2 protein-coding genes are annotated in these 1,869 nt (G+C 65.1%); both read left to right on the top strand.

What is annotated here, in order from left to right; genetic code table 11:
* Positions 1–553: DUF721 family protein (locus tag NP3_RS16900; protein ID WP_063042413.1), on the top strand; the 553-nt coding region annotated here is incomplete at its 5' end.
* Between the two features lie 419 nt (positions 554–972).
* On the top strand, positions 973–1,869 hold an 897-nt coding region (locus NP3_RS16895), incomplete at its 3' end, for an ATP-binding protein (protein ID WP_245720974.1).

Genomic DNA, 1,869 nt, shown 5'->3' with positions numbered 1-1,869 from the left:
TCCGACTGCGTCGAATGCATCCGCATCCGAGCCGGAACCGGAGTTGCGCGGTATCGATCTGGCGCGGCGTGCGCTGGAGGAGGCGCGGGCGGCCGCGAAGGCGAGCGGTAAATCGGTGGGGCAGGGCCGGGCATCGCCGCGTCGGCTGCGCACCGGAGCCCGCCGTCGCACCGGCTGGTCCGGCGCGCGGCCCGATGACCGTGACCCGCAGCTGCTTTCGAGCCTGGCCGGCGCCATCGCGAAGAATCGGGGCTGGTCGGCCAAGGTCGCCGAGGGCATGGTCTTCGGCCGCTGGGCCGGTGTGGTCGGTGAGGACATCGCCTCCCATGCGACCCCGATGACATTGAAGGACGGCGTGCTGAGCATCGCCGCCGAATCCACGGCGTGGGCCACCCAGCTGCGTATGCTGCAGGGCCAGATCCTGGCGAAGATCAATGCGGCGGTGGGACAGGGCGTGGTCACATCCTTGAAGATCACCGGTCCGGCGGCGCCGAGCTGGCGCAAGGGTGAGCGGCACATCAAAGGCCGAGGTCCACGGGACACCTACGGATAGGCGACAGTCCAGTGCCTAGCTCAGTTTCACGTGGAACGCCGCGGTCGTCGTGTGCGAGTCCGCAACGTAGGCTGAATTATGCTGCGGCTATCCGTGCACGAGGCCGCGATCACGGCTCCGCTACACAGGCAACTCTCAGGCCGAATCTGATGGACTCAAAGAGGTTGAAGGCGGAACCGACCCATGCTCGGTCGATTTCTCGCATCCACGGAGCCGTCAGGGGTGTCGTAGGTGCATTGTGGCTTGGGTCTACCAGTAGGATGGTGGGGTAACTAGCGGCGAACCTTTCGGCGCGTTCCGTACAGCCCGCGCGTGGACCCGTATTTTCACGACCAGAATCAGACCGGGACCCCACGCGTGCTGGCCGACCGCTGCGCCAAGGATCAGCAAGTAAGGAGAGCTACCGACCAGTGGCTGCCATGGACTCCAACGTAGACGGCTCGAACAAGCCCAAGTCAGGCAATTACGGTGCCGAATCCATCACCGTCCTCGAAGGTCTCGAAGCCGTTCGCAAGCGGCCCGGTATGTACATCGGCTCCACGGGTGAGCGCGGTCTGCATCACCTGATCTGGGAGGTCGTCGACAACTCGGTCGATGAGGCGATGGCCGGGTACGCGACGCAGGTGGATGTGAAACTGCTGGCGGACGGTGGCGTCGAGGTGATCGACGACGGCCGCGGTATCCCGGTGGCGATGCACGCCCAGGGTGTGCCCACCATCGAGGTCGTCATGACCCAGTTGCACGCAGGCGGCAAGTTCGACTCCGATTCCTATGCGGTGTCGGGCGGTCTGCACGGTGTCGGCATCTCCGTGGTGAACGCGCTCTCCACCCGCCTCGAGGCGGATGTGGACGTGGACGGGTACCACTGGACGCAGGAATACAAGGATTCCAAGCCCGGCAAGCTGATGCAGGGCGATCCGACCAAGCGCACCGGCACCACGATTCGCTTCTGGGCCGACCCGAACATCTTCGAGACCACCACCTACAACTTCGAGACGGTCGCGCGCCGTCTGCAGGAGATGGCATTCCTGAACAAGGGCCTCACCATCACCTTGACCGACGAGCGGGTGGCCGAGACCGACGTCATCGACGAGGTGGTGAGCGATACCGCCGAGGCACCCAAGCATGCCGATCCGGATGCGCCCGCCGCGCCGGTCGAGCACAAGGTCAAGACGCGGACCTACCACTACCCGGGTGGTCTGGAGGATTTCGTCCGGCATATCAACCGGACCAAGCAGGCCATCCACAACTCCGTCGTCGCGTTCACCGGCAAGGGCACCGGGCACGAGCTCGAGGTCGCGATGCAGTGGAACTCC

This window comes from Nocardia pseudovaccinii NBRC 100343 (assembly GCF_001613225.1).
GTDB classification, from domain to species: domain Bacteria; phylum Actinomycetota; class Actinomycetes; order Mycobacteriales; family Mycobacteriaceae; genus Nocardia; species Nocardia pseudovaccinii.
Note: the sequence above shows the minus strand (reverse complement) of the source record. Positions and strands in the feature narration are given on the sequence as shown.